Genomic DNA, 23,615 nt, shown 5'->3' with positions numbered 1-23,615 from the left:
CCTCCTTAGGTCGCCTGCACCGGGAGAACCGGCGCGGCGGCGACAAGCTGTTGTGTGTAGGGATGCCGTGGCTGATCGAGGACGGCACCGGTCGGGCCTTCCTCGACGATCTTGCCGGCTTTCATCACCAGCACACGGTCGGTGATCGAGCGCACCACGCCGAGATCGTGAGAAATGAACAGATATGTCAGCCCGAGCCTGCTGCCCAGATCCGCCAGCAGGTCGAGCACCTGCGCCCTGACCGAGACGTCCAGCGCCGAAACCGCCTCGTCGAGGATGATCAGATCGGGCCGGATGATCAGCGCGCGCGCAAGGGCGATCCGCTGGCGCTGACCGCCGGAGAACTCATGAATGTACTTGCCACCGTCCGCAGCGCTCAGACCGACGCTTTCCAGGGCTTCTGCCACCGCATCCGACCTGTCCCGCCCTTTTGGCGGGGTGTCCAGAAGATGAAACGGCTCGGTGATCAGCCGGTCGACCTTCCAGCGCGGATTGAAGCTGCCATAGGGATCCTGGAACACCACCTGCATGCGCCGGCGCACTGCGACATTGGCGTGATGATGGGTGAAGACAGGAGCGCCGTCGAACAGGATCTCGCCGCCCTGAACCTCCTCCAGACCGAGAATGGCGCGGGTCAGCGTGGACTTGCCGCAGCCGCTCTCGCCGACCAGCCCGAGGCTCTCACCCTTGCGTATTTCGAAGCTGACCCCATCGACGGCGCGAAACCGCGTGCTCCGGCCCCACCAGCCATGGGAATGGCCGGTGTAGTCCCGCACCACATCGCACACTTGCAGAAGGGGTGTCTGCGCGGGCGTGCCGGTTCGCTCCGGCACATGGCCGGACGCTTCCAGCAGCGCGCGGGAATAGGGATGGCTCAGGGACCTGAAAAGGTCTCTGGCCGGCCCGCTTTCGACCACCTGGCCTTCCTTCATGATCACGAGATCGTCGGCGAGATCGGCGACGACGGCCAGATCGTGGCTGATCAGCATCAGGCCCATGCCATCCTCGGCGACGAGCCGCTTGAGGAGATCGAGGATCTGGGCCTGGGTGGTGACGTCGAGTGCGGTGGTCGGTTCGTCGGCGATCAGCAGCTTCGGCCGAAGCGCGATCGCCATGGCGATCACGACCCGCTGGCGCTGGCCGCCGGAGAGTTCATGCGGGTAGCGGGAAAGCGGAAACCTGTCCTGTGGCAGCTCCGCCCGGCGCAGCGCCTGCGCGGCACGGTCCATCGCCGCCGATCTGGACACCCGCTCATGGACCAGGATGGTTTCCGCGACCTGATCGCCAATGGTTTTCAGCGGGTTGAGCGCGGTCATCGGTTCCTGAAAGACCATGCCGACATCCCGCCCGCGCAAGCCGCACAGTCCTGCTTCGGACAGCGACAGGATATCCTTGCCGGACAGCGTGATGCCTCCGGAACAGGCCGCACCGTCCGGCAGCAGTTGCAGCACGGAGAAGGCGGTCATCGACTTGCCGGAGCCGCTTTCCCCGATGACCCCCAGAATGCGGCCCGGCGCCACCTCCATGGAGACGTCATCAAGGATCGGCTGTCCGTGAATGGCAAGCGACAGGTTGTCTATCTTGAGAAGGCTCACACGCGCGCCCTCCTCAGTTTCGGATCGAGCAGGTCGCGCAGACCGTCGCCCAGCAGGTTCAGGCCGAGCACCGTCAACAGGATCGCCAATCCGGGAAACAGGGCCAGATGCGGCGCGAGCGATATCATCGTCTGGCTGTCGGCCAGCATGCGGCCCCAACTGGCGAGCGGCGGCTGCGCGCCGAGCCCGACATAGCTCAGGCCCGCTTCGGCCAGGATGCCGAGCGAGAACTGGATCGTGCCCTGGACGATCAGCAAGTTGGCGACGTTGGGCAGGATGTGTTCCAGCGAGATCCGTGCCCTTCCCTTGCCGGCGACCTTTGCCGCCAGAATGTACTCCCGGTTCCATAGCGACAGCGCCGCCCCGCGCGTCAGCCGCGCGAACACCGGAATGTTGAAGATGCCGATGGCGATGATGGCGTTGAGCGCGGAGGCGCCGAAGACGGCGGTGATCATGACCGCGATCAGGAGGCTGGGAAAGGCGAAGACCAGGTCGTTGCCGCGCATGATGACCTCGTCCGGCAGTCCGCCCTTGCCGGCGGCTGCGGCGAGACCCAGAGGCACGCCGGCGAGCATGCCGATGCCGACGGCCACAAGGGCCACGGCAATCGAGGTGCGCGCGCCGACCATGATCATGCTGAGGATGTCCCGGCCGAACTGGTCGGTGCCGAAAGGATGCATCCAGCTCGGTGGTTTCAGGCGGTTGGCAATGTCCAGCACCGTCGTGTCATAAGGCACCCAGAACAGGCTGATCAGCGCGGCGCCGGAAAACATCAGCGTGAGGATGGCCCCCGGAAGGAGCGTGCGGCTGTGAAAGAACGGGGCCATCTACCTGCGCCCCCTGAGGCGCGGGTCCACCCAGGCATAGGCCATGTCGACCGCAAAATTGACCAGGATCACCGCGAAAACCAGCAGCATCACGACGCTCTCGACCACGATCAGGTCGCGCGCGCTGATCGACTGGAAGACCAGCCGGCCGAGACCGGGCAGGAAAAACACGTTCTCGATGATGATCGCACCGGCCAGCAGGAATGAAAACTGCAGCCCGAGGATCGTCAGCACCGGGATCAGCGCGTTGCGCACCGCATGCCGCCACAGGGCCTGCCCCCGTGTCAGCCCCTTGGCCCGGGCGGTGCGGATGAAATCCTCGTTGAGGGTGTCGAGCAGGCTGGAGCGCATCACCCGGGTCAGGATGCTCGCCTGCGGCAGGGCCAGGGCGATCGCAGGCAGGGTCAGCGCTTTCATCGCCGGAAAGAAACCGGCGTTCCAGCCGGGAAATCCGCCGGCGGAAAACCAGCGCAGGTTGATGGCAAACACCAGCACCATCAGCATGGCGAACCAGAAATTGGGGATCGCAACGCCGAGCTGGGTGACGCCCATGACGGCGGCATCCGACGTCGTCCCGCGCCGGGACGCCGCAAAAATGCCCGCCGGAAAGGCAATCAGGGTACTCAAAGCAAGCGCGTAGAGTGCCAGTGGCAGGGACACCCAGAGCCGGTCGCCGATCATGTCCGCGACCGGTGTCCGGTAGGTGTAGGACGTGCCGAAATCGCCGACCAGAAGTCCGCCGAACCAGGAAACATACCGCTGCACCAGGGTGCCGCCCAGACCCAGTTCCTCGCGCAGGGCCGCCAGCGTGTCCTCCTGGGCATTCAGGCCGAGCATATAGGCCGCCGGGTCGCCCGGCACCACTTCCAGGGTCAGGAAAATCACCACGGACGCGGCCACCAGGCTCAGCGCCAGGGACAGCAGTCGTTTCAGGAAATACTGCAGCATGTGTGCGTCATTCGCCGTCCGGGACCCGGGAAAGGAAAGAGAAACTCAGCCGGATGGCCCGCCCGCGCGCGGCCATCCGGCTGTCGGCAGGTCAGTCCACCCAATAGGCGGCCGTCAGGTCGGTTGCCTGGGTCGGCTGGTTCATCCACAGCCCCCTGATCCTGGCGTCGGCAATCGTCGGGAACGCCAGCTGGAACAGGAAGCCGTTGACGTAGTCTCCGGCAATCGTTTCCTGCGCCTGCTTCAACAGCGCGGAGCGTTTGTCCGGATCGTTTTCAGCGCTCAGATCCTCGAACAGCTTCTGGAAATCGGGATTGTCATACTGGAAATAATAGTCCGGACGGGCATAGATGCCGATGTCCATCGGTTCGGTATGGCTGACGATGGTCAGGCCGAAATCCTTGCCCTTGAACACCTGTTCCAGCCACTGCGCCCATTCCAGGTTGGAGATTTCGGTCTGGATGCCGACGGCACGCAATTGCGAGGCGATGATCTCCCCGCCCCGGCGCGCATAAGACGGTGGCGGCAGCTTCAAGGTGGTCGAGAAGCCCTCCGCATAGCCGGCTTCCGCCAGCAGCTTTTTGGACAACTCGGGATCGTACTGGCTCTTTTCCGTCAGGTCGACGTAGTCGCGATTATGCGGCGCGAAATGGGTGCCGATCGGCGTGCCGTAGCCGAACATGGCTCCGTCGATGATCGCCTGACGGTCGACCGCATGGGCAATCGCTTCGCGGACCTTGACGTTGTCGAGCGGCGGCAGCTTGTTGTTGATGGCAAGGATGGTCTCGCCCTCGGTGGAGCCGACCAGAACCTGGAAGCGCGGATCGGCCTCGAATTGCGGCAGATTCTCGGGCGCCGGAAAGCCGACAAAGGCATTCACATCCTCGGCCATGACTGCCGCGAAGGCGGCCGTCGGATCGGAGATGAACTTGAAGGTGACCTTGTCGAGTTTGGCGGCCGTGCCCCAGTAGTCCGGATTTTTCTCCAGATCTATCCGATCACCCTGGACCCAGTTGGCGAATTTGAAGGCCCCGGTCCCGACCGGAGCGGACTTGATGCCGCCGATGGTTTCCGGGGCCACGATGACCGCGTCGCCCCAGGCCAGATTGAACAGGAAATTGCCGTTCGGCTCCTTTAGGGTCACCTTGACTGTCAGCGGATCGACCGCTTCCACCGCCTCGATGCCGGCAAAAAGCGCCTTCTGGGCGTTCTGGCTGTCGTCGGACCGGGCACGGTCCAGGCTGAACTTGACGTCTTCGGACGTCAGGTCGGTGCCGTCGTGAAACTTGACGCCGTCCTGCAGGGTGAACGTATAGGTCTTGCCGTCGGCGGAAATGTCCCAGCTCGCGGCCAGGCCCGGATTGACCGAGCCGTCCGGTCCAAACCGGGTCAGGCCCTCGAAGACGTTGGCATAAAGAACGGAGTCGATGGCGCCCGCGGCCGCGCTGGTGGGATCCAGATGCGGCGGTTCCAGTTGCATGGCGACGACGATGTCGCCCCTGGCATGCGCGAGCCCCTGGCTCGCGGTCAACGCCAGGGCACTGATGATGCCCAGTCCGATGTTACGAAAACGCATGACTTCCCCCTTCTTCCTTCGGCCGATCGTGGTCCCCGGCCAGAAGATCGATCAGCGCGTGGCCCATCACCTTCGCCGAGTCGAGCATATCTTCCACACCCACATATTCATCCGGCTTGTGCGCCAGGTCCAGAATGCCCGGGCCGTAGGCAATACAATTTTTCAGTTTGCCGATCCGGTCGATGTGCTTCTGATCATAGGTGCCGGGACTGACGACATATTGCGCTTCCCGGCCCATCGTCTTTTCGATCGCCCGGGCGACCGTGGTCACCACCGGGGCATCCCTGTCGGTCATGCTCGGCAGCACCCGGTGCAGCTCGCGCACGTCATAGCGGAACGTGTCGCGCCGGCCCTCGACGGTCTTCAGGACTTCCATCACCTCCGCCTCGACCTCGTCGATGTTCTCTTCCATCAGGAACCTGCGATCGATCACCATGCGGCAACTGTCGGGGACGCAGGGGCTGGGCAGGCCGGTGAAGTCGGCATCGCCTTCGGTCTGCCCCCCGTGAATGGAGTTGATGTTCAGGGTCGACTGGCGCGCGCCCTCCGGAACCACGGGCATTTCCGTGCGTTTTTGCGCAAGCGCGGGGAACAGGCTGTCTTCCATTTCCGCAACGACCGCCCCCATGTGCCGGACCGCGCAGTCGCCCAGAAACGGCATCGACCCATGGGCGATCTCACCATAGGTCTCGACCTCGGCCCACCAGACACCCCGGTGGCCAAGGCAGATCCGGTCCTTGTTGAGCGGTTCGGGAATGATGACATGCTGGACGCGGTCCGGGCTGAAATAGCCCTTGCCGGCCAGATAGGCGACGCCGCCAAAGCCGCCGGATTCCTCGTCTGCCGTGCCGCTGATCTCGATCGCCCCGCAGAACTCCGGCGACACCGCCAGGAACGCCTCGGCGGCTATGATGCTGGCGGCAAGGCCACCCTTCATGTCACACGCGCCCCGGCCGTAGATCCTGCCGTCGATCAGTTCGCCGCCGAAGGGGTCCTTCGTCCAGCCAAGGCCGACATCGACGACATCGACATGACTGTTGAAATGGATGCATTCACCCGTTCGTCCGCCTTCGCGGCGGGCCACCACGTTCCAGCGGGGATATTTTTCGCTGTCGCCCGGGGTGCCATGGGCACGAACCAGTTCGATGTCGAAGCCGGACGTCTGCAGGCGTTTGCCGAGATACTCGCAGATGTCTCGGTAGTTCTCGCCGGGCGGATTCAAGGTCGGAATGCGCAGCAGATCCTGTGTCAGGGCGATCAGATCGTCGCGCCTGGCATCGATTTCCCGGATCAGTCTGTCTGCAAGCGGCATATCGGCGCCATCTCCATCGGCAAAACCATCAGGAAACTATGCTACCCTCATCCTACGGTGCCAATACCGTAGTTTCACGGTGACCCCAATAGCCATGACGATCGATCTCGACCAGCTTGCTTACGACAACGCCCCGATGGGGCTCGCCCTGACAGAAGACAGGACCATCCGTGCCTGCAACCAGACCTTCGCCGCCATGTTCGGCTACCGCAAGGATCAGCTGATCGGCCGAAGCTTTCGACTGCTCTACGGAACCGACCAGGAGTTTCACCAGATCCGGGACATCGGCCTGGAACCCCTGCGACAGTCCCTGCCCTACACCGACGAGCGGCTGATGCGCCGGGCTGACGGGTCCCGGGTCTGGTGCCGGTTCCGTGCCCGCACCCTGACACCGGAAGCCCCGCTCGAACGCACGGTGCTGAGCTTTGCCCTGATCGACAATGCGACCGAAGGTCCGAAACTCACGGAACGCGAGCGCGAGGTTCTGCTGCTTCTTTCCCAGGGTCTGACGAGCAAGGAAATGGCGCGGGTGCTCGGGCTGTCCCCGCGCACGGTAGAGGACGTTCGCGCCCGGCTCCTGAAGAAGTTTCAGGTGAAGAACGTCGCCGTTCTGCTGGCACGGTTGTCCGGGCATGGCAGCGGCAACACGGGTTGGTGAGGAAGATCCGCGGCGGGAGGCGGCGGTCACATTGAAGGGCTACCGCGTATCAAGGTGTCATCTCCGCGAAAATGGAGACCCAGGATTCTTCGTCATCCGCGCGGAAACTCATTGCAGGCCTCGGTGTGTCCCGGGTCCTGGCTCTCCGCTTCGTTGCGGCCGGGATGACAATCGTGAGGCGCGCCGGCGCTTCCGGGCCGGAGGACGAGTCACACCGCAGCCCAACCGCCCTGCCTGCGCAGGAGCGGCCACTGAAGCCGGCAATGATGCGGGCGAAAGCGCCGTGGTCTCGCCACGGCGCCCTTCAATCGGCTTCAGGCCTTGACCACCTTCTGGGTCTGGCTGCCGAGCTTGTCGATGCCAAGCTTCATGACCTCGCCACCCTTCAGGTAGACGGGCGGTTTCTGACCCATGCCGACGCCCGGAGGCGTGCCGGTGGAGATGACGTCGCCGGGCTGCAGGCTCATGAAGCGGCTGAGATAGGAAACCAGGAACGGCACCCGGTAGACCATCGTTTTCGTGGAGCCGTTCTGATAGCGCTTGCCGTCCACCTCGAGCCACATGCCCAGGTCGTCGTGGTCGCCGACCTCGTCCGGTGTGACCAGCCAGGGGCCGGTCGGGCCGAAGGTGTCGCAGCCCTTGCCCTTGTCCCAGGTTCCGGAGCGTTCGAGCTGATATTCGCGTTCGGACACGTCGTTGACGACGCAGAAACCGGCGACATGACCCATCGCATCGGCTTCGTCGATATAGGATCCACCCTTGCCGATGACGACGCCGAGTTCGACTTCCCAGTCGGTCTTTTCCGAGCCGCGCGGAATTCTGACGTCATCGTCGGGACCGACGACCGCGGAGGCCCACTTGTTGAAGACCACCGGCTCCGGAGGCACATCCATGCCGGACTCGGCGGCATGGTCGGCATAGTTTAGGCCGATGCAGATGAACTTGCCGATGGCGCCGACGCAGGGTCCGAGGCGCAGGTCCGCCTGGGGTGTGCCTTCAACCAGAGGCAAAGTCGAAATATCAAGTCCGCGAAGACGCTCGATGCTCTCCGGCAAGAGAGCATCGTTCGAAAAGTCCGGCACAATGGCAGACAGATCGCGAACACGGTTGTCGGCGTCAAGAAGGCCGGGTTTTTCCTGACCGGGTGCGCCAAATCGCAGCAATTTCATTTTCAGCTATCCTCAATGGACGGAGCCCGGCCAGTTTGACGGCCGGGCTCACAGGTCTTCGATTCGATCAATCGTACAACACGGCAGCGATCTCGGGATCATCCATGTTGTTCTTGTCATAGTAGTAGAAGCCGGTATCGATGATTTTCGGCACGCTTTCCCCGTTCAGGGTTCTGACGGCTGCCTTCACGGTTTCATATCCGATACCCACCGGGTTCTGTGTGATCGCGCCGGCCATGATGCCCGAGCGAACGGCTTCTTTCTGTGCCGCGCCACTGTCAAAACCGATGATCACGATATCAGCCTTGGCTTCCTTCACACCGTTGACCACGCCGATAGCCGAACCTTCGTTGGCACCGAACATACCCTTCAGGTCGGGATTGGCCGTCAGGATCGATTTGGTGATTTCAGTCGAAATCAAGTGGTCACCACCGCCATACTGAACCGATACGACTTCGATATCAGGATAGTTGCTCGCGATCCGGTCGACAAAACCATCCACACGATCGATGCCGGTGCGGCTGGTCTGGTCGTGCGAAATTACCGCGACCTTGCCGGCACCACCGATGGCTTCGGCCATTTTGTCCGCAGCAAGCGCGGCGGCGGCGACGTTGTCGGTTGTTGCCGTGGTCACCGGAATTTCGCTGTCGACGCCGCTGTCGAAGGCAATCACCGGAATGCCGGCCTCATTGATCTTGCGCAACATCGGAATTGAAGCCTGGCTGTCCACCGCAGCAAACCCGATTGCAGCCGGTTTTTTTGCCAATGCGGCGGCCAGCATATCGATCTGCCGGTCCACCTGCCCTTCGTTGTCCGGGCCTTCGAATGTGACCTCGACGTTGAATTCGTCAGCGGCCTTCTCCGAGCCGATCTTCACCGCCTGCCAGAACTGGTGCGAAAAGCCTTTCGAAATCAGCGGAACGTAGAGTTTGTCCTCGGCCGAGGCCAGGTTGCCGGACAGCATGAACGCGACCGCGCCCGCTGCCCCGATTATATGACGCCTGTTGAACATATTCCTCTCCTTCATTTTTTGGATAAAACCTTTGTTTTGTGGGGTTTTGGTACCCTCTTCTGATTGGTAGATTCACGATTTCCGCCTGCGAACCATGTCCGCATAGACCGCAAGAATGATGATTGCTCCGGTCACCACCGTCTGCCATTCCTGGGCGACGGACAACACGCGCAGACCGTTGGTCAGAACGGCCATGATGAGCGCACCGATCAAGGTGCCCACGATGGTGCCGCGGCCACCCGACAACGATGTCCCGCCGATCACCACGGCAGCAATCGCCTCCAGCTCGTATCCCAGACCCAGTGCCGGTTGAGCGGAATTCAGGCGTGAGGCCATGACCAGTCCGCCAATGCCGACAATTGACCCTGCCAACGCATAGATGGCTATTTTCCAGCGATCTGTATTGACGCCAGACAGGCGCACAGCTTCCTCATTGCTGCCAAGCGCGAAGCAATAGCGGCCGAGAACGGTCCGGCTCAGTATCCAGGCGGTACAGCCGGCCACAAGGAAGAGTATCAGAACACCGTTCGGGATCGGCAGGGACGGCACAACTTCGCCAATGATGGATCCAAGAGAAATCTGGTCGAAACCGGGTGTGTCGTTGAAGTAAATCGGCCTTGTACCGGAGATCACCAGCGACAGGCCCTTGAGGATCAGCATCATCCCGAGGGTTGCGATAAAGGGTGGAATCTTCATCTTCGCGACAAAGGTGCCCGAGCACAAACCGCAAAAGGCTCCGGCGGCAATGGCCGCGATCACGCCCAGCGGCAGGGGCAGACCCAGATTAGTCAGGACCACTCCGGCGATGACCGCGCAAAATGTCATCAAAGTTCCGACCGACAGGTCGATACCACCCGTGATGATGACCAGCGTCGCCGCCACCGCCAGCACGCCGTTGACCGAAGTCGCCTGCAGGATCGCGATCATGTTCGAAGTTTGCATGAAGTTGGGCGAGGCAATCGAAAATCCGATCAGCAGCAACACCAGACTGGCGAAGGCCAGCAATTTCTGATGCGCGCCCGCCTCGAACAGGCGGGCGGCAAAGGATGGTGTGGAACTTGTGTTGACGGCCGTCATTGCGGATATCCCTCTGGCTGCATGGATGGCGCCCGAAGCGTCGCCAGGTGCATGATGTCTTCCTGGGTGGTCGCCTCGCCGCCCGGCAGGATGCCAGTCAGGCGTCCCTCGCACATGACCGCGATGCGGTGGCTGAGCCGCATGATTTCCGGAAGCTCGGAGGAGATCACGATCACCACCCGCCCTTCGCTCGCGAGATTCTTCAACAGCTTGTAGATTTCCGACTTGGCACCGACATCGATACCGCGGGTCGGCTCATCGAAAATCAGGATGTCGCAATCGCGGAAAAGCCACTTGGCGATAACAACTTTCTGCTGGTTACCGCCGGACAGAAGCCGGACTTCCTGCCTGTCCGAGGGCGTGCGGATTTCAAGCTTGCCGATATAATCCTGCGCCGTTCGGCGCATGCCCTCTTCGGAAAGGACACCGAGCCGGCTCGAGAAGCGATCGAAACTGGCCAGCGCAATGTTGGTCCGCACATCCATGCCGGTGGCCAGGCCGAAATGCTTTCGGTCCTCCGACAGGTAACCGATCCCGGCCTTCACCGCATCGGAAGGCTGCGAGATTGCACAGGGCTTGCCGTGAACGAGGATTTCGCCGCTGTCCCGGCGATCTGCGCCGAAAATGGCGCGGGCGACTTCCGTCCGGCCTGCTCCCATGAGCCCGGCAAAACCGAGGATCTCACCTTTGCGGACCGAAAAACTGACGTCACGGATCTCGCGTCCCCGCGAGAGCCCTCGAACTTCCAGAACAGTTTCCGCGTTATCAAAATCGGGAATGTCGACAGGTTCGCTGGCAACATCTCGTCCAACCATCATGGAGATGATCTTGGCAACAGGCGTTTCCTTTGCCCCGACCGTTCCGACATAGGCGCCGTCACGCATCACGGTCACCCGGTCGGCGATCTGTTGCAGTTCGTCCATCTTGTGGCTGATATAGATGATGCCGACACCGTCTGCCTTCAGGCGCCGGATGATGGTGAACAACTCGGCGATCTCGGCATCGTTCAGGGCGGCGGTCGGCTCGTCCATGATGAGCACGCGGGAGCGGTAGGACAGGGCCTTGGCGATCTCAACCATCTGCTGCCGGGCGATCGTCAGCTCGCCGACGACCGTCCTCGGGTCCAGCTTGAGGTTCATGGACTTGAAGATCTCGACCGCCCTTGCATTGAGCGCGGCCTCGTCCAGCCGGCCGAACCTAAAACGGGGTTCGCGGCCGATGAAGATGTTCTGGGCCACCGTCAGGTCGTTCATCAGGCTGAGTTCCTGATGAATGATGCCGATACCAAGGTCCTGAGCGGCCCTCGGACCGTCGAGGTCCGCCTCCCGGCCGTTGACCAGGATCTCGCCACCGTCCTTCGGGTAGATGCCGGACAGGATCTTCATCAGCGTGGACTTGCCGGCACCGTTCTCGCCCATGAGCGCATGGACCTCGCCGGAACCCAGGTCGAAGCTGACATTCTTGAGGGCATGAACACCCGGGAACCGTTTCTCGATCCCCGTCATTCTGACCAGGTCTGTCATCGTGCAGTCCTCCCAAACCGCGACGGATGTGGCACCTAGATGGTGACACCTCCATCGACAAGAAGTGCCTGTCCGGACACGAACCGGCTTTCATCGGACAGCAGATAGACGACCATCGGGGTCATGTCGTCGACGGTGGCCAGCCGGCCCATGGGCTGGCGGGCAATGAAATTCTTTTCCGCCTCGACCGGATCAGGCGCCGATGCGATCCGGCCTCGCAGGGATGGCGTATCGACGGTTCCAGGGCACAGCGCGTTGCAGCGGATGCCTTCCTGGACAAAATCGGCGGCCACGCCCTTGGTCAGCCCGAGAACGGCGGCCTTGGTGGTGCCGTAGAGCGTGCGAACGGGAAAGCCCTTCAGGGAAGAGGCCATCGACGACATGTTGAGAATGGACGCCGTGCCTTGCACCTTCGCGCGCTCGCGCATGCCCGGCAGGAACGCCTGGATCATGCGGTACATGGAGGTGACGTTCAGGTCGAAACTGAAGGTCCAGTCCTCTTCCGAGATGTCCAGCACCGAGCCGTGGTGAACGAAGCCGGCACAGTTGAAGAGACCGTCGAGTTGCGGCAGCTTTTCAGCCAGCGCGTTGATCTGGCCGCGGTCGCACACATCCAGCTTGTGGACCTGGATCTCCGGGCACTCCTCAACAAGGGTTGCCAGAGTCGCCTCGTTGATATCGACGGCGAAGACTCTCGCGCCTTCCCGTGCACAGGCAATCGCGCTTGCGCGACCGATGCCCTGACCGGCTGCCGAGACCAGAATGTTCTTGTTATTCAATCGCACTGAAATCCTCCCGATACCCTATGCGGACATTGTCTTCATGCAGGCGCGCTACATCACCGCGCCTATCTGCCAGGGCACGAACTCGACACCGCCGAAGCCGAGGTCTTCGCTCATGGATTTCTCGCCCGAGGCCACCGCGACGATCCTGTCGAAGATCTCCTGCCCCTTGGTCTCGAGGCTGACATTGTCCGAAATGATATCGCCGCAATTGATGTCCATATCCTCGGACATGCGGCCGTACATCTCGCTGTTGGTGGCAAGCTTGATGCAGGGCGTCGGCATGTATCCGGAAACGGAGCCGCGTCCCGTCGTGAACACGATGATGTTGGCGCCCGAAGCGATCTGGCCGGTCACGGAACAGGGGTCGAAACCGGGGCTGTCCATGAAGACGAAGCCCTTCTTGTCAACGGGTTGGCCGAACTTGTAGACATCGACCAGAGGTGCCGAGCCGCCCTTGGCCGCCGCGCCGAGGGATTTTTCCAGGATTGTCGTCAATCCGCCGCGCTTGTTGCCGGGAGACGGATTGTTGTCCATCTCGCCGCCGTTGCGGGCGGTGTAATCCTCCCACCAGCGCACACGATCGATCAGTTTCCTGCCGACATCGACGGACACCGCCCGGCGGGTCAAAAGGTGTTCGGCACCATAGATCTCCGAGGTCTCGGACAGGATGGTGGTGCCGCCGTGGCGCACGAGAAGATCGGAGGCAATGCCCAGCGCCGGGTTGGCGGTGATGCCGGAATAGCCGTCCGAGCCGCCGCATTGCATGCCGACGGTGATCTCCGACACCGGCACCGGCGTGCGCACGGCCTTGCTGGCCAGTTCCGCGAGATCCTTGATATGTTCGAGACCCGCCTCGATGGTCTTGCGGGTGCCGCCGGTCTGCTGGATCGTCATGTACCTGAGATCGCCGTCCGGCCGGATCTTGCGGTCGCCGACAAGATCGGCGATCTGCATGACTTCGCAGCCGAGCCCGATCAGCAGGATGGCCGCGAAATTGGGATGCTGGGCGTATCCGGACAGGGTCCGGAACAGGGTTGCGTAACCTTCGTCCTTGCCGGACATGCCGCAGCCGGTGCCGTGCACGATCGGCACGATGCCGTCGACATTCGGATAGGCGTCCAGGAGACCCGATTTTTCCACCGCCTCGGCGATGAATTTCGCAACCGACCCGGAGCAGTTCACCGAGGTCAGGATGCCGATATAGTTGCGCGTACCGACCCGCCCGGTTGCCCGGCGGTATCCCTGAAAGGTCCGCTCCTGAGCGATCGGCTCGAGAGGAACCGAGGCCTCGGCGTGCTGGTAGTCCTGACTGTGATCGCCCATGCCAAGATTATGAACATGAACATGCGCGCCCGGGGCGATGTCGCATTTCGCCTGCCCGATGATCTGTCCGTAGCGGATGACGTTTTCACCGGCCGCGATGGGGCAGCGCGCGATCTTGTGGCCACGCTGGATCTGTCCGGGCAGCGGCACTTCCACGAAGGCCGCCTTTGTCCCCGCTTCTATATCCTGAAGCGCGACAACGATGTTGTCCTCGTTGTTGAGAAGAATCGAGTTGGCATGAGGCTGCAGCACGAAAGTTTCTCCCTGTCCGGCGCTTTTCGAGCACCGCTCCTGGCTCAGGATTAGCTTGACAGGCTATCTGTGTCAACTAACATGTTAGCATTCTAATCGAGATAGTCATGTCCCTGACACCCGAACAAGACCTTCCAGAAATCACGCTTACGGACATCGGAAAATTGTCCGGTTCTCTGGCGCAGCGTGTTTACGAGGCCCTGAGAACGGCCATTCTGGCCATGGATCTGCCGCCGGGAACGCCGCTGAAAAAGCAGCTGATCTGCGAACAGCTCGGTGTGTCGCGATCCCCGGTCACGGAGGCGATCACCAGGCTTGCGGGCGAAGGTCTTGTTGAGGTCGTTCCGCAATCGGGGTCGCGCGTCACCAAGTTTTCGATGTCGGAAATCCGCGAGGGCGCGTTCCTGCGTGAGGCGATCGAACTGGCCGCCGTGGCAAAGGTGGCCGCGGAACACTCGGAAGAACAGCTTGCGGAGCTGACCCGGAACCTCCGGCTTCAGGCGCTCTGCCTTGACGACAATGACGAGACGGGTTTCTACCGGGAAGACGAGCGCATGCACGAGCTCATCCTTTCCTTCACCGGCTATCCGAAGCTGAACGCCTTCGCGGCCACCGGCTGGATCCAGGTGAACCGGGCCCGGCAACTGTTGTTGCCGATGCGCGGTCGGGCACAGGAGGCTCATGAGGAACACAGGATCATTCTGGAAGCCATCCGCGATCATGACCCGGAACGCGCCCGCAAGGCCATGCAAATGCACTTGAGCGAACTGGTAACGCGTCTGGAACCGCTGGCGGTCAGCCGGCCCGATCTGTTTGACTGAAAACCGGCCTTCCGGCCCGAAACGCAAGTCCGAAGCAAAAGCGGACAGACAAAGATAGAAACCGCTCAGGGAGATTTCATGACCGCACTGACCACGCGTCGGCTGAATGCCAGAACCGCCCGCAGACTTGATCTGACGGTGATGGGATTCGGCGGCGCGCCGCTCGGAAACCTTTACCGGAAGGTCGCAGAGGCGGATGCCCAGGCGGCGCTTCAGGCCGCCTTCAATCACGGCATCCGCTATTTCGACACGGCACCGCAATACGGACTTGGCCTCTCGGAAATGCGCTTTGCCGAGGCGATCGAACGCTTCGGGCGGCAGTCCGTTCAGCTCTCCACCAAGATCGGGCGGTTGCTGCTCGATTGCGAGCCGGATGAAGTGACGCCGGAAGCGTTTGTCGACGTGCCGCAAAAGCGGATCGTTTTCGACTACAGCTATGACGGTGTCATGCGCAGCTACGAGGCCAGCAGGGAGCGGCTTCGGGTCGCCAACGCGGACATCGTGTTCGTGCATGACGTTTGCGCGTTCTCGCAAGGCTCGCAGGAAGCCAGCGACGCCCGCGTCCGCGAGCTCTTCGACAATGGCGGTTACAAGGCGCTCAGCGAATTGAAGGCTGCCGGCGAGATCGCCGCGATCGGGGCCGGGGTCAACGAGTGGCAGGTGTGCGAGAAGCTGCTCGGCCTTGCCGATTTCGACTGTTTCCTGCTGGCAGGGCGCTATACGCTTCTGGAACAGGACGCTCTGGAGAGCTTTCTGCCCCTGTGCGAGAAGCGCGATGTCGGCATCATTCTGGGCGGTCCCTACAATTCCGGCATTCTGGCGACGGGCGCCATTGAGGGTGCCAAATACAATTATGCGGACGCCCCGCCCGACATCCTCGACCGGGTCCGGCGGATCGAGGCGGTCTGCGCGGCCCATTCGGTGCCGCTGATTGCCGCGGCGCTCCAGTTCGTTCTCGGTCACCCTTGCGTGAAAACGGTCATCCCCGGCGCGGTCAACGCCGCCGAGGTGGAAGCCAATATCGCGCTCCTTCACAGGATCATTCCACCTGCGTTCTGGTCGGACCTTCGCACTGAAGGACTTGTCCGCCCGGATGCACCGCTCCCCAATGAGGCTTCCAATGCTGCGTAATCTGCCCCCTCTTCTCAGCCCGTCCCTGCTCTACACGCTTGCGGCCATGGGACACGGTGACCGCATCGCCATCGTCGATGCCAATTTTCCGGGTGAAAGCTCCGGTCCTGACTGCATGCGTCTGGACGGCATTTCAGCCACAGACATCTTGCGGGCGGTCCTCACGCTGATGCCGCTGGACACGTTCGTGCCTGAGCCGGCCCTGACGATGCAGGTGGTCGGCGACCCGGACGCGGTTCCCGAAATCGTGGCCGCGTTCCAGTCCATCATCGACGAGGTCGCCGACAAGCCAGCCCGGATCGGCACGCTGGAACGGCAGGCTTTCTACGACATGGCCAGCTCGGGCTTTGCCGTCGTTCAGACCGGAGAACAGCGCCTTTACGGCAATATCATCCTAACAAAGGGCATCATCGAACCATGAGGCTGGATGGGCACCAGCATTTCTGGAAGCTTGCGCGTGCGGATTACGGTTGGCTGACTGCCGAGCTTGCTCCGCTCTACCGGGACTTTCTGCCGAAAGATCTGGCTCCCTTGCTGGAGCGTCACGGGATCGAGGGGACCATTCTGGTGCAGGCCGCTCCGACGGTTGCGGAGACCCGGTTCTTGCTGGATCTGGCCCGACAGAACGATTTCATCAAGGGCGTCGTCGGCTGGGCCGATTTCGAGGCCGCCGACGCCCCCGACCAGATCGCGGCGCTCGCCAGCGACCCCAAGCTCGTCGGTCTGCGGCCGATGATCCAGGACATCGCCGATCCGGACTGGATGCTGCACTCCCGCCTCGACCCGGCTTACCGGGCTCTCGTTGACGCCGATCTCGTCTTTGATGCCCTTACGCTGCCCCAGCACCTTCCCAATCTGCTGCGCCTAGCCGAACGGCATGCGGACCTGCGCATGGTGGTGGATCACGGATCGAAACCGAGGATCGCAGACGGAGACTTTGAGGACTGGGCAGCGGACATGAAAACCATTGCGGGCAACACTTCCACGGTTTGCAAGCTGTCTGGACTGGTTACGGAAGCCGGAGACAACTGGACCCTTGACGATCTCAGACCCTATGTCGGCCATCTTCTGGAGACATTCGGCCCCGACAGGCTGATCTGGGGGAGTGACTGGCCTGTCTGCACCCTGGCCTGTTCCTATGATGAGTGGGCCCGGATCACAGATGACCTTCTGCAAGACCTGGGCGCGTCCGAGCGGGAAGCCGTGATGGGGGCAACAGCGGCGCGCGTCTACCTTTAGGAAACCGCAGCAAGGCAATGCGGCCGCAGCGGCACCCTGGCGCAGTTGGCCAGGGCAGGCGGTCACGGCGCCCCCCACCGGTTCAGCAGGCTTCCCGAAGGGCGCCGGGGTCACACTGCTGTTCGATCAGCACCCGGTTCCTGGCGCTGTTCGCGAACCAGGTAAACAGATCCGTCTGGCTGTGCGAAAACGGCATCAGCTCCGGGTGCCACTGCACGCCGATCACCTGCGTCTCGAACGTTCCCTCGATGGCCTGAATGATGCCGAAATCGTCCACGGCGCTCACCTTCAGGCCCCTGCCCAGATCCTTCACCGACTGGTGGTGCAACGCGTTCACACGGCAGGGATTGCAGTCCAGAACGGCGCTCAGCCATGTTCTTCGGTTGATGTTGACTTTCTTGCGCGGCAACACCGTTCTCAGCTTCGGAGCCTTGACGAACACTTCCCACACGTCGGTGTGAAGGCTGCCGCCGAAACTGACATTGATCATCTGCGCTCCTCGGCAGATCCCGAGTACCGGAATACCGCGCTCGACAGCAGCAGAGATCAGCCTGGTTTCCAGCGCGTCCCGCTCGGGGTCCAGGCGCACGTCGGGCGTCAGTTCGCCGCCATACAGCGTGGCGCTGATGTCGTCGCCGCCGCCGGCGATCAGTCCGTCGAATTGGTCAAAGTCGAAGTCGGCCTCTTGCGCCGTTGCCGCCGTGATCCGGCGGGCCTTCGCGCCGACACGCCACAAGGCGAAACGGATGGCCAGGAACGACCGCCAGCCGCCGCGCACCGAGGTGGAGACACCTATCAGGGGTTTCATTGGCTCATCACCCGATTGAACAATTGCCGGATGGACCGGACGGGGTCGGACCATTCATTGCGGCCACGCCACTCGCACAGGCGTTCGCGGAGCCGCATCCGGTCCGAAGCCAGCGCTTCCACCGTAAGCCAACGCTTCCATTCCGCCACGATCGACCAGTCGGGATCACCAAGACGCGCATTCGGCAGGCGGTAATGGAACGTCGGCCTGACGGCTTCCTGCTCGTGCCCGAGGGCTTCCCTGACCGCGTCCGCGTCAATGGAGGCGAGCAACGGCAGCAGGTCCAGTTCCCTGTTTTTCGAAGAGTTCGACTTGCAATAGTCGCGCACGAAGGTCTGGAAATCGGGCTGATAGTCCGGATCCAGCACCCTGGCTTCATAGGCCTTGGGAAAGCGCCCGATAAAGGGCAGAAGAGTACGCGTCGTGTCCAGGTCGATAGCATCGCGCAGGGCCGGCGCCATCAGCAGATAGGCTTGAAGCACGCGCAGGATGGACGTGACGTCCCGGTCCAGCCATTCGATGTTGAGGTGAAGACCGCAGGCAAGATGAGGTTGCTGCGTGCCGAGCGCGCCGGCTTCGCTCAAATGAACGATCAGCCGGTCGACTTCCGGCAGGTCCGACACCGGCAGGGGATCGGTCACGAGTTCCGTCGGAACGAGGGAACCGGTCACGTCACCGGCAATGCGGCGCACCTGGCGCTCCAGGCCGGAGGCTTCCTGCGGGCTGTGCACATACTTGCTGTCGAGTTCCAGAAGAATGCCGCCAATGCGCGTCTCCTTGACGGAAAACCGATGAGCGTCAATCTCGTTGATAACGCCGCCCTGGTGGTACTGGACGATTTCCGCGGCCTGACGCGCGCTCATGCCGCCAAATTCGACTTCCACGCCGACCCGGCGCCTGTCCTCGAGAGACGCGCGCCCGGAGGTGTCCTCCACGCGCGCCGTGTCCAGTTCATGCTGTTCTGACTGTTTCATAACGATCACCCTTGTTCAGGGGGCAAACGTGTCCGCCCCGGGATTCGTTCCACAGAAGCGGCGACGGCAGGCGGCAATCCGGTGCGCTATTTCCGGAATTCAGGGTCGAGCCGGCACCGGAAAACACCGCCCGAAAGCACTTTTTGAAACCTTTTCTTAACTCGTGCGTTTGCTGGGTGGAGGTAGTGATATGATGACTTTTCGCAAACGCATACTGGCTGCAAGCACGCCGGTGATACTCGGAACCGCCTTCATGGCAAGCGCTCTTGGAGCCGTCGACATCATGTCCGACGACGCTGTCGACGCGACAGCCGGTTCGAAACGGGTGATCGCCATGGCCGAGGCAACCGCGACCACCGGCAAGGGCGACCTGAAGGTCAAACTGTCCGATGTCAAGGAACGCCCGGTGCGCTGTGTCGCAAGCTTCCAGAAGACGTCCTGCACCGGCTGGCCCGTCGCGCCTGACTTGGTGGCCTATTGAGACTGATACACGGACTCTGGAGGCCTCGATGGTCAACACAACCTGTTTTGCCTGCGCCGGCCCGGTGCAAGGCCAGCGAAATTTGCCGAGGACCGTGCTTGATTGCGCGATCTCGGCAAATTCCGTTGACCTTGGCCCCTGTCAGGCGAGAAAGCCCGGACACGGTTCCCAGGCACCCCGGTAAAAGCTGCGGTCTGCCTGCTTGCAGACGAACATCCGGGCCCTGCCGGCTTCGGGCTTCAAGCTCCCCTGAATACCCATCAGTTCCCCGACCCCGGAAGTTACCTTCGCTGCGTGCGGGGACGACACCGGTGAGAACAGATCCATGCGAACACTCTGAAACCCGCCCTCAAAGAGGTCGGACACTCTTTTTGGCGGCAAGAATGAATGCACCCTGGCTGCCCGCGCCTGCCTGAGAAGCGGTACCGCCGGGGTGAGTGGTGAGACCGGAGCGGGTTTCAAGGCCGCTCCGACATGATTTCAATGATGGACCCCGCCACAAGCAGGAGGGGCACGGCGACAAAACCGCCAGCCGGTCCCCAGAGCCAGATCCAGAAGGCAATGGTCAGGAAAACAAGGAAGGGGTTGAGCGTCATCGTGCGTCCGAGCACCGTGGGTGTGACGAGCTGCGCCTCGATGAGATTGAGGCACAGATAGGCCGCCGGCGGGGTCAGGATCGCGACAATCGTGGTACCGGTCGCCAGACCGACGCAGGTGAGTACCAGAACCATGACGGCGGGGCCCACATAGACGACGTAATTCAACATGCCGGCCAGCATGCCCCACAGCAGCGGAGACGGGACGTCGAGCAGCCACATCACCAGCGCGACGGCACCCCCGAGCCCCAGGTTCACAAGCGTGATCGAGAAAAGATAGGTGGTGAGCCGCGTCTCGATGGTCTTGAGCATTGTGTGAATACTCCGGCGGCTGTCGCTGTCGGGCGACAGCTCCAGGGCCGACCGGCGCAGGTACGGCCGTGTCAGGATGAAGAAATAGAGGCTCGCCAGGAACAGAATGACCTGAGCGATGAAAGCGGGCGCGAAATAAAACACGCTTTCGACCGCCGAGGTGTCGTCGACGCTGACCTGCATGCTGTCCGATTGGCCCATGGCGCTCTGCAGTTCCTGCTGGAGGCTGCTGACCGAGCTGAAGAACCCTTGCCAGCTGACCAGTTGGGACTGCAGCCGGGACCAGATCAACGGAAGTTTGTCGAGCCAGTCGGACAGGGGCACCATGAAGGCTGCGCCCGCCGTCAGCAACAGCAGGACGAACAGGACGACCATGACGATGGCCGAAATCCATGTCGGCACGCCCATGCGCGTGAATCTGTCGGCGGCCGGCCCGAAGATCGAGCCGACCACAATCGACAGGCAGACCGGCGCGAAAATGATCTGGCCGATATCCAATGCCGCGACAATGGCAATCGCGCTAAGAACGACCAGTGCGCCCCTTGTAACGGGATCGACCGTGATTGGCCAGGCAGGCTGCGGGGGCATTGGCGCTTCGCGATCTGCTGGCATGCCTGCCTGATGTGTCATCGGTAGCTCCCTGGGCGCCTGACCGGCGCCGGCTGGCGGCAACATTATGTTTTATTCTTCCCCGCCCTGCCCCTGGGCAACCAGGTAGGCCAGACCGCCAAGAGCGGCGACCACGAGAAGACCCTTGGACCCGGTAATCTGCGGCAGAATGGAGATGGCGGCCGCGGCCGACAGCCTTGTGGCGGCGTTCCGGCGCGCGTGCCTGCGTTTTTCAAGGTGCTTCAGCACCTTGAGCACAACGAGGATCACGATACCGATCCCGGCCATTGACGCCGCAATCAGGAGCGCGGCCATCACCGGACCGTAAATCGGAGCCAGATACGCCCCGGCCGCCACGAGGGCGGCCAGATAAGCTGTGCCGAAACAGATGCCCGAAATCAGCATCAGGGCAGCATTGCGCCTGGCGCGGCGGAAGACGCCGCGCACGTCCCGTGTGGCCGCGGACAGCGCAAGCGGGAGCGCACGCATCATCAGCGGCGCACCAGAACCGAGACGAGAAAGCCGATGCCGGCGGCGATGCCGATGGCCTGCAGCGGATGGCGGCGGACTTCGCTGGTCAGGGCGCGCTCGTATCCCTTGAGCTCGGCGGCAAGATCGCTGAGAGCATCCTGAGACATCTTGGTCAGATCCTCACCGGCCGCGGCTGCGCGGGACTTGTATTCGTCGGACTTGCCGGCGCCGTATTTCTTCAAGGACCCGGCGAGGGCCGCGATATCACCACGGATGCGCTCGATATCCACCTCGATGTCATGCGCATTGACGGAATCATTCGCGGCGGTTCCGGTTGCGGTCTTTGCAGTAGCCATCATTTCACTCCAGTGGGTTGAGAGACAGGCCGCCCGCTCACGGAGCGGGTACGGCGGAAATTCGTGTCCGGCGATCCTGTCGGTCGGCTCTGCCGGGGTGCGACCGCGTCAAGCGCGGCGCACCGGGTAAACTGTCGAAGGTCCAATTGGTTCCCGGCGCCCTGCCCGCCAACCGCACATTTCGCGCGTGCTTCAAGTCCGCAAGGCATCGATCAGATCCTGCCCGCCCACTTGCATGCGGCCTTCATCAGTCTGCTTCCGGGTGACCATTGGCGCCCGTGGACCGTTGTTGCACCGCCTTCCGTTCCAGGCGGGCCGTGCAGCGCGCCGTCCCTCGCGACCTACGAAAAATGAATGACCACTCAGATCACAATCCACATATCCGAAATTTTTGAACGTTTCCGGAAATATCCGAATCTTCGCGGAAAATTTCGGCAAGTCATTCCTTTGACTCAGCCTTGAAAACAATTTGCACAACGGTTTCGAATATCTGCAAAATCCAGGTAACACCCGATGAAGGCTCTCGGATACATCTCCTCGTTTATTTCGATTTCGGAAAAGATCTTTTCGTTCCTTTGTCCGGAACTTTAGCACTTCAGGGAACTTTACCAAGCGTATCCAACGCTCGAAACGAACCGGAAGGCAAACGTCATGAAGACCCAGGAAACGGAACGGACCCCGACGCAGGCGCGACAGGCCGAACGCGGCCGCCCGGTTCTTGCTGTCCTCGTCGCCAGCATCGCGCTGGTGGTGATCGGTTTTGCCTGTCTTGCATTGCTTCAAACGACCGGCGTCCTGCCGGATCTCGGCATCATCGAGAGCGCTCCCGGCACAGGGGCAACCGGCTCCCAGCCGAGCCAGTGATCCCGTGCCGCAGGTCCCCTCAAAGAAAGAAGGAAATCCCATGTCCAGTGTTCTGAATATCAAAACCCCCGCAGTCGACGACCTGAAAACCGGCGTCGCAGATGCCGTGCGCGAACAGCTCGCCAAGCACCTGTCCGTGGTCCTTGCGGAAACCTACATCCTGACCGTGAAGTCGCATCTGTATCACTGGAACGTGGTTGGCCCGCTGTTCAAGTCGATCCACGATCTGACGGAAAACCACTATGAAAACCTGTTTGCCGCAACGGACGAGCTTGCCGAACGGATCCGCGCCCTCGGCCACCGTGCGCCGGTCAATGTCGATGAAGGCAAATTGAACCTGACCATCAGCCTGCCGTCCGGCGGTCTGCCGGACGCCCATGACATGGTCCAGGATCTTGTCCGCAGTCATGAGATGATTGCCGCCGAAATGCGCGACATGGCGACCTATGCCGGCGATCACAGCGACGTGGTCACGGAAGACCTGCTGACCGGGCGGATCGCCTTCCACGAAAAGGCGGCATGGATGTTGCGCGCCCTGATTGCCGAGTGACCGCGCGGAGCTCCGATTGAACCGCGCAGAGCGAGGGCAAGGACCCGACCTCGAGGGCCGCATGCCGCATCCGGCGGTGCGCGGCCCTTGCGCAAAATTCCAGGCAGGCGCAGCAAGGCCATGATCAGCGTACCTCACAGATTTGCGGGCTTTCAATCTCCCTACGGCGTACTGGACGATCCGGGCCTGACGAGAGCGCAGAAATGGACGGCGCTCCAGACATGGCGCGCGACCCTGTCCCATGCGACCTACGGACCGCGCGGTCAGGCCGACCGCGACCGGTTGATTTGCGAGATCGATGCGGCCTTGAAGCAATTGCGCCGATAGACCCGATCCCGACCCGGCC

General features: G+C 62.1%; 25 protein-coding genes. 9 read left to right on the top strand and 16 right to left on the bottom strand.

Translation table 11 applies throughout. The features are described from left to right. Positions 1-5 precede the first annotated feature (5 nt). The 5 genes from WNZ15_RS15670 to WNZ15_RS15650 all read right to left on the bottom strand — a co-directional run bounded on the left by WNZ15_RS15670 (position 6) and on the right by WNZ15_RS15650 (position 6,258). The gene (locus WNZ15_RS15670) at positions 6-1,595 is read right to left on the bottom strand and encodes a dipeptide ABC transporter ATP-binding protein (RefSeq protein WP_342893935.1); all 1,590 of its coding nucleotides are present in this window, start codon (positions 1,593-1,595) and stop codon (positions 6-8) included. Further along, positions 1,592-2,422, bottom strand: a complete 831-nt coding sequence (locus WNZ15_RS15665) for an ABC transporter permease (RefSeq protein ID WP_342893934.1) — start codon at positions 2,420-2,422, stop codon at positions 1,592-1,594. The genes WNZ15_RS15670 and WNZ15_RS15665 overlap by 4 nt, the downstream gene beginning before the upstream one ends. Then, entirely contained in the window at positions 2,423-3,370 is a 948-nt protein-coding gene (locus WNZ15_RS15660; RefSeq protein ID WP_342893933.1) for an ABC transporter permease, read from the bottom strand. 91 nt (positions 3,371-3,461) lie between these two features. Then, entirely contained in the window at positions 3,462-4,946 is a 1,485-nt protein-coding gene (locus tag WNZ15_RS15655; protein WP_342893932.1) for an ABC transporter substrate-binding protein, read from the bottom strand. Beyond that, positions 4,933-6,258 carry an acetylornithine deacetylase/succinyl-diaminopimelate desuccinylase family protein gene (locus tag WNZ15_RS15650; protein ID WP_342893931.1) on the bottom strand — a complete coding sequence of 442 codons (1,326 nt, stop codon included), beginning with the start codon at positions 6,256-6,258 and terminating at the stop codon, positions 4,933-4,935. The genes WNZ15_RS15655 and WNZ15_RS15650 overlap by 14 nt, the downstream gene beginning before the upstream one ends. Before the next feature lie 94 nt (positions 6,259-6,352). On the opposite strand from WNZ15_RS15650, the gene WNZ15_RS15645 reads away from it, so the two are divergent. Next, the gene (locus WNZ15_RS15645) at positions 6,353-6,916 is read left to right on the top strand and encodes a PAS and helix-turn-helix domain-containing protein (protein WP_342893930.1); all 564 of its coding nucleotides are present in this window, start codon (positions 6,353-6,355) and stop codon (positions 6,914-6,916) included. A gap of 314 nt (positions 6,917-7,230) precedes the next feature. Here WNZ15_RS15645 and WNZ15_RS15640 read toward each other — a convergent pair whose 3' ends face one another. From WNZ15_RS15640 to WNZ15_RS15615, 6 genes are all read right to left on the bottom strand, one after another. Continuing rightward, complete coding sequence (locus WNZ15_RS15640; protein WP_342893929.1) at positions 7,231-8,085, bottom strand: fumarylacetoacetate hydrolase family protein; 855 nt, start codon at positions 8,083-8,085, stop codon at positions 7,231-7,233. Positions 8,086-8,152: 67 nt separating this feature from the next. Next, positions 8,153-9,097 (bottom strand): ABC transporter substrate-binding protein, encoded by a 945-nt coding sequence (locus WNZ15_RS15635; protein ID WP_342893928.1) that lies wholly within the window; start codon positions 9,095-9,097, stop codon positions 8,153-8,155. Positions 9,098-9,169: 72 nt separating this feature from the next. Continuing rightward, complete coding sequence (locus tag WNZ15_RS15630) at positions 9,170-10,174, bottom strand: ABC transporter permease (protein ID WP_342893927.1); 1,005 nt, start codon at positions 10,172-10,174, stop codon at positions 9,170-9,172. Next, positions 10,171-11,697, bottom strand: coding sequence for a sugar ABC transporter ATP-binding protein (locus tag WNZ15_RS15625; RefSeq protein ID WP_342893926.1), 1,527 nt, complete (start codon positions 11,695-11,697; stop codon positions 10,171-10,173). The genes WNZ15_RS15630 and WNZ15_RS15625 overlap by 4 nt, the downstream gene beginning before the upstream one ends. A 35-nt stretch (positions 11,698-11,732) precedes the next feature. Continuing rightward, the gene (locus WNZ15_RS15620) at positions 11,733-12,488 is read right to left on the bottom strand and encodes an SDR family oxidoreductase (protein WP_342894361.1); all 756 of its coding nucleotides are present in this window, start codon (positions 12,486-12,488) and stop codon (positions 11,733-11,735) included. A gap of 42 nt (positions 12,489-12,530) precedes the next feature. Further along, positions 12,531-14,057: an altronate dehydratase family protein gene (locus WNZ15_RS15615; RefSeq protein ID WP_342893925.1), complete on the bottom strand. Its 1,527-nt coding sequence runs from the start codon at positions 14,055-14,057 to the stop codon at positions 12,531-12,533. Positions 14,058-14,164: 107 nt separating this feature from the next. On the opposite strand from WNZ15_RS15615, the gene WNZ15_RS15610 reads away from it, so the two are divergent. From WNZ15_RS15610 to WNZ15_RS15595, 4 genes are all read left to right on the top strand, one after another. Beyond that, the gene (locus tag WNZ15_RS15610) at positions 14,165-14,878 is read left to right on the top strand and encodes a GntR family transcriptional regulator (protein WP_342893924.1); all 714 of its coding nucleotides are present in this window, start codon (positions 14,165-14,167) and stop codon (positions 14,876-14,878) included. 78 nt (positions 14,879-14,956) lie between these two features. Continuing rightward, on the top strand, positions 14,957-16,009 hold the full coding sequence (locus WNZ15_RS15605) for an aldo/keto reductase (protein WP_342893923.1): 1,053 nt from the start codon (positions 14,957-14,959) through the stop codon (positions 16,007-16,009). Next, positions 15,999-16,430 (top strand): RbsD/FucU domain-containing protein, encoded by a 432-nt coding sequence (locus WNZ15_RS15600; protein WP_342893922.1) that lies wholly within the window; start codon positions 15,999-16,001, stop codon positions 16,428-16,430. The genes WNZ15_RS15605 and WNZ15_RS15600 overlap by 11 nt, the downstream gene beginning before the upstream one ends. After that, the gene (locus tag WNZ15_RS15595) at positions 16,427-17,248 is read left to right on the top strand and encodes an amidohydrolase family protein (protein WP_342893921.1); all 822 of its coding nucleotides are present in this window, start codon (positions 16,427-16,429) and stop codon (positions 17,246-17,248) included. The genes WNZ15_RS15600 and WNZ15_RS15595 overlap by 4 nt, the downstream gene beginning before the upstream one ends. 82 nt (positions 17,249-17,330) lie before the next feature. Here WNZ15_RS15595 and WNZ15_RS15590 read toward each other — a convergent pair whose 3' ends face one another. After that, positions 17,331-18,056, bottom strand: a complete 726-nt coding sequence (locus WNZ15_RS15590) for a gamma-glutamyl-gamma-aminobutyrate hydrolase family protein (RefSeq protein WP_342893920.1) — start codon at positions 18,054-18,056, stop codon at positions 17,331-17,333. Further along, positions 18,053-19,030 carry an amidoligase family protein gene (locus WNZ15_RS15585; protein WP_342893919.1) on the bottom strand — a complete coding sequence of 326 codons (978 nt, stop codon included), beginning with the start codon at positions 19,028-19,030 and terminating at the stop codon, positions 18,053-18,055. The genes WNZ15_RS15590 and WNZ15_RS15585 overlap by 4 nt, the downstream gene beginning before the upstream one ends. A gap of 190 nt (positions 19,031-19,220) precedes the next feature. Here WNZ15_RS15585 and WNZ15_RS15580 point away from each other — a divergent pair, with 190 nt between their 5' ends. Continuing rightward, positions 19,221-19,511 (top strand): hypothetical protein, encoded by a 291-nt coding sequence (locus WNZ15_RS15580; protein WP_342893918.1) that lies wholly within the window; start codon positions 19,221-19,223, stop codon positions 19,509-19,511. A 458-nt stretch (positions 19,512-19,969) separates the two neighbouring features. On the opposite strand, the gene WNZ15_RS15575 is transcribed toward WNZ15_RS15580, so the two are convergent. The 3 genes from WNZ15_RS15575 to WNZ15_RS15565 are packed head-to-tail and all read right to left on the bottom strand — an operon-like array spanning position 19,970 to position 21,855. Beyond that, the gene (locus WNZ15_RS15575; protein WP_342893917.1) at positions 19,970-21,049 is read right to left on the bottom strand and encodes an AI-2E family transporter; all 1,080 of its coding nucleotides are present in this window, start codon (positions 21,047-21,049) and stop codon (positions 19,970-19,972) included. Positions 21,050-21,100: 51 nt separating this feature from the next. Next, positions 21,101-21,520, bottom strand: a complete 420-nt coding sequence (locus tag WNZ15_RS15570) for a hypothetical protein (protein ID WP_342893916.1) — start codon at positions 21,518-21,520, stop codon at positions 21,101-21,103. Further along, positions 21,520-21,855, bottom strand: a complete 336-nt coding sequence (locus WNZ15_RS15565; protein WP_342893915.1) for a DUF883 domain-containing protein — start codon at positions 21,853-21,855, stop codon at positions 21,520-21,522. Before WNZ15_RS15565 ends, WNZ15_RS15570 begins: the two co-directional genes overlap by 1 nt. A 651-nt stretch (positions 21,856-22,506) precedes the next feature. On the opposite strand from WNZ15_RS15565, the gene WNZ15_RS15560 reads away from it, so the two are divergent. From WNZ15_RS15560 to WNZ15_RS15550, 3 genes are all read left to right on the top strand, one after another. Next, on the top strand, positions 22,507-22,719 hold the full coding sequence (locus tag WNZ15_RS15560) for a hypothetical protein (protein ID WP_342893914.1): 213 nt from the start codon (positions 22,507-22,509) through the stop codon (positions 22,717-22,719). Positions 22,720-22,759: 40 nt separating this feature from the next. Beyond that, positions 22,760-23,269, top strand: a complete 510-nt coding sequence (locus tag WNZ15_RS15555; protein WP_342893913.1) for a DNA starvation/stationary phase protection protein — start codon at positions 22,760-22,762, stop codon at positions 23,267-23,269. 120 nt (positions 23,270-23,389) lie between these two features. Next, positions 23,390-23,596 carry a hypothetical protein gene (locus WNZ15_RS15550; protein ID WP_342893912.1) on the top strand — a complete coding sequence of 69 codons (207 nt, stop codon included), beginning with the start codon at positions 23,390-23,392 and terminating at the stop codon, positions 23,594-23,596. Positions 23,597-23,615: the final 19 nt, after the last annotated feature.

This window comes from Roseibium sp. AS2 (assembly GCF_038900065.1).
Classification (GTDB): Bacteria; Pseudomonadota; Alphaproteobacteria; order Rhizobiales; family Stappiaceae; genus Roseibium.
This window is presented reverse-complemented; position numbering and strand designations above follow the sequence as displayed.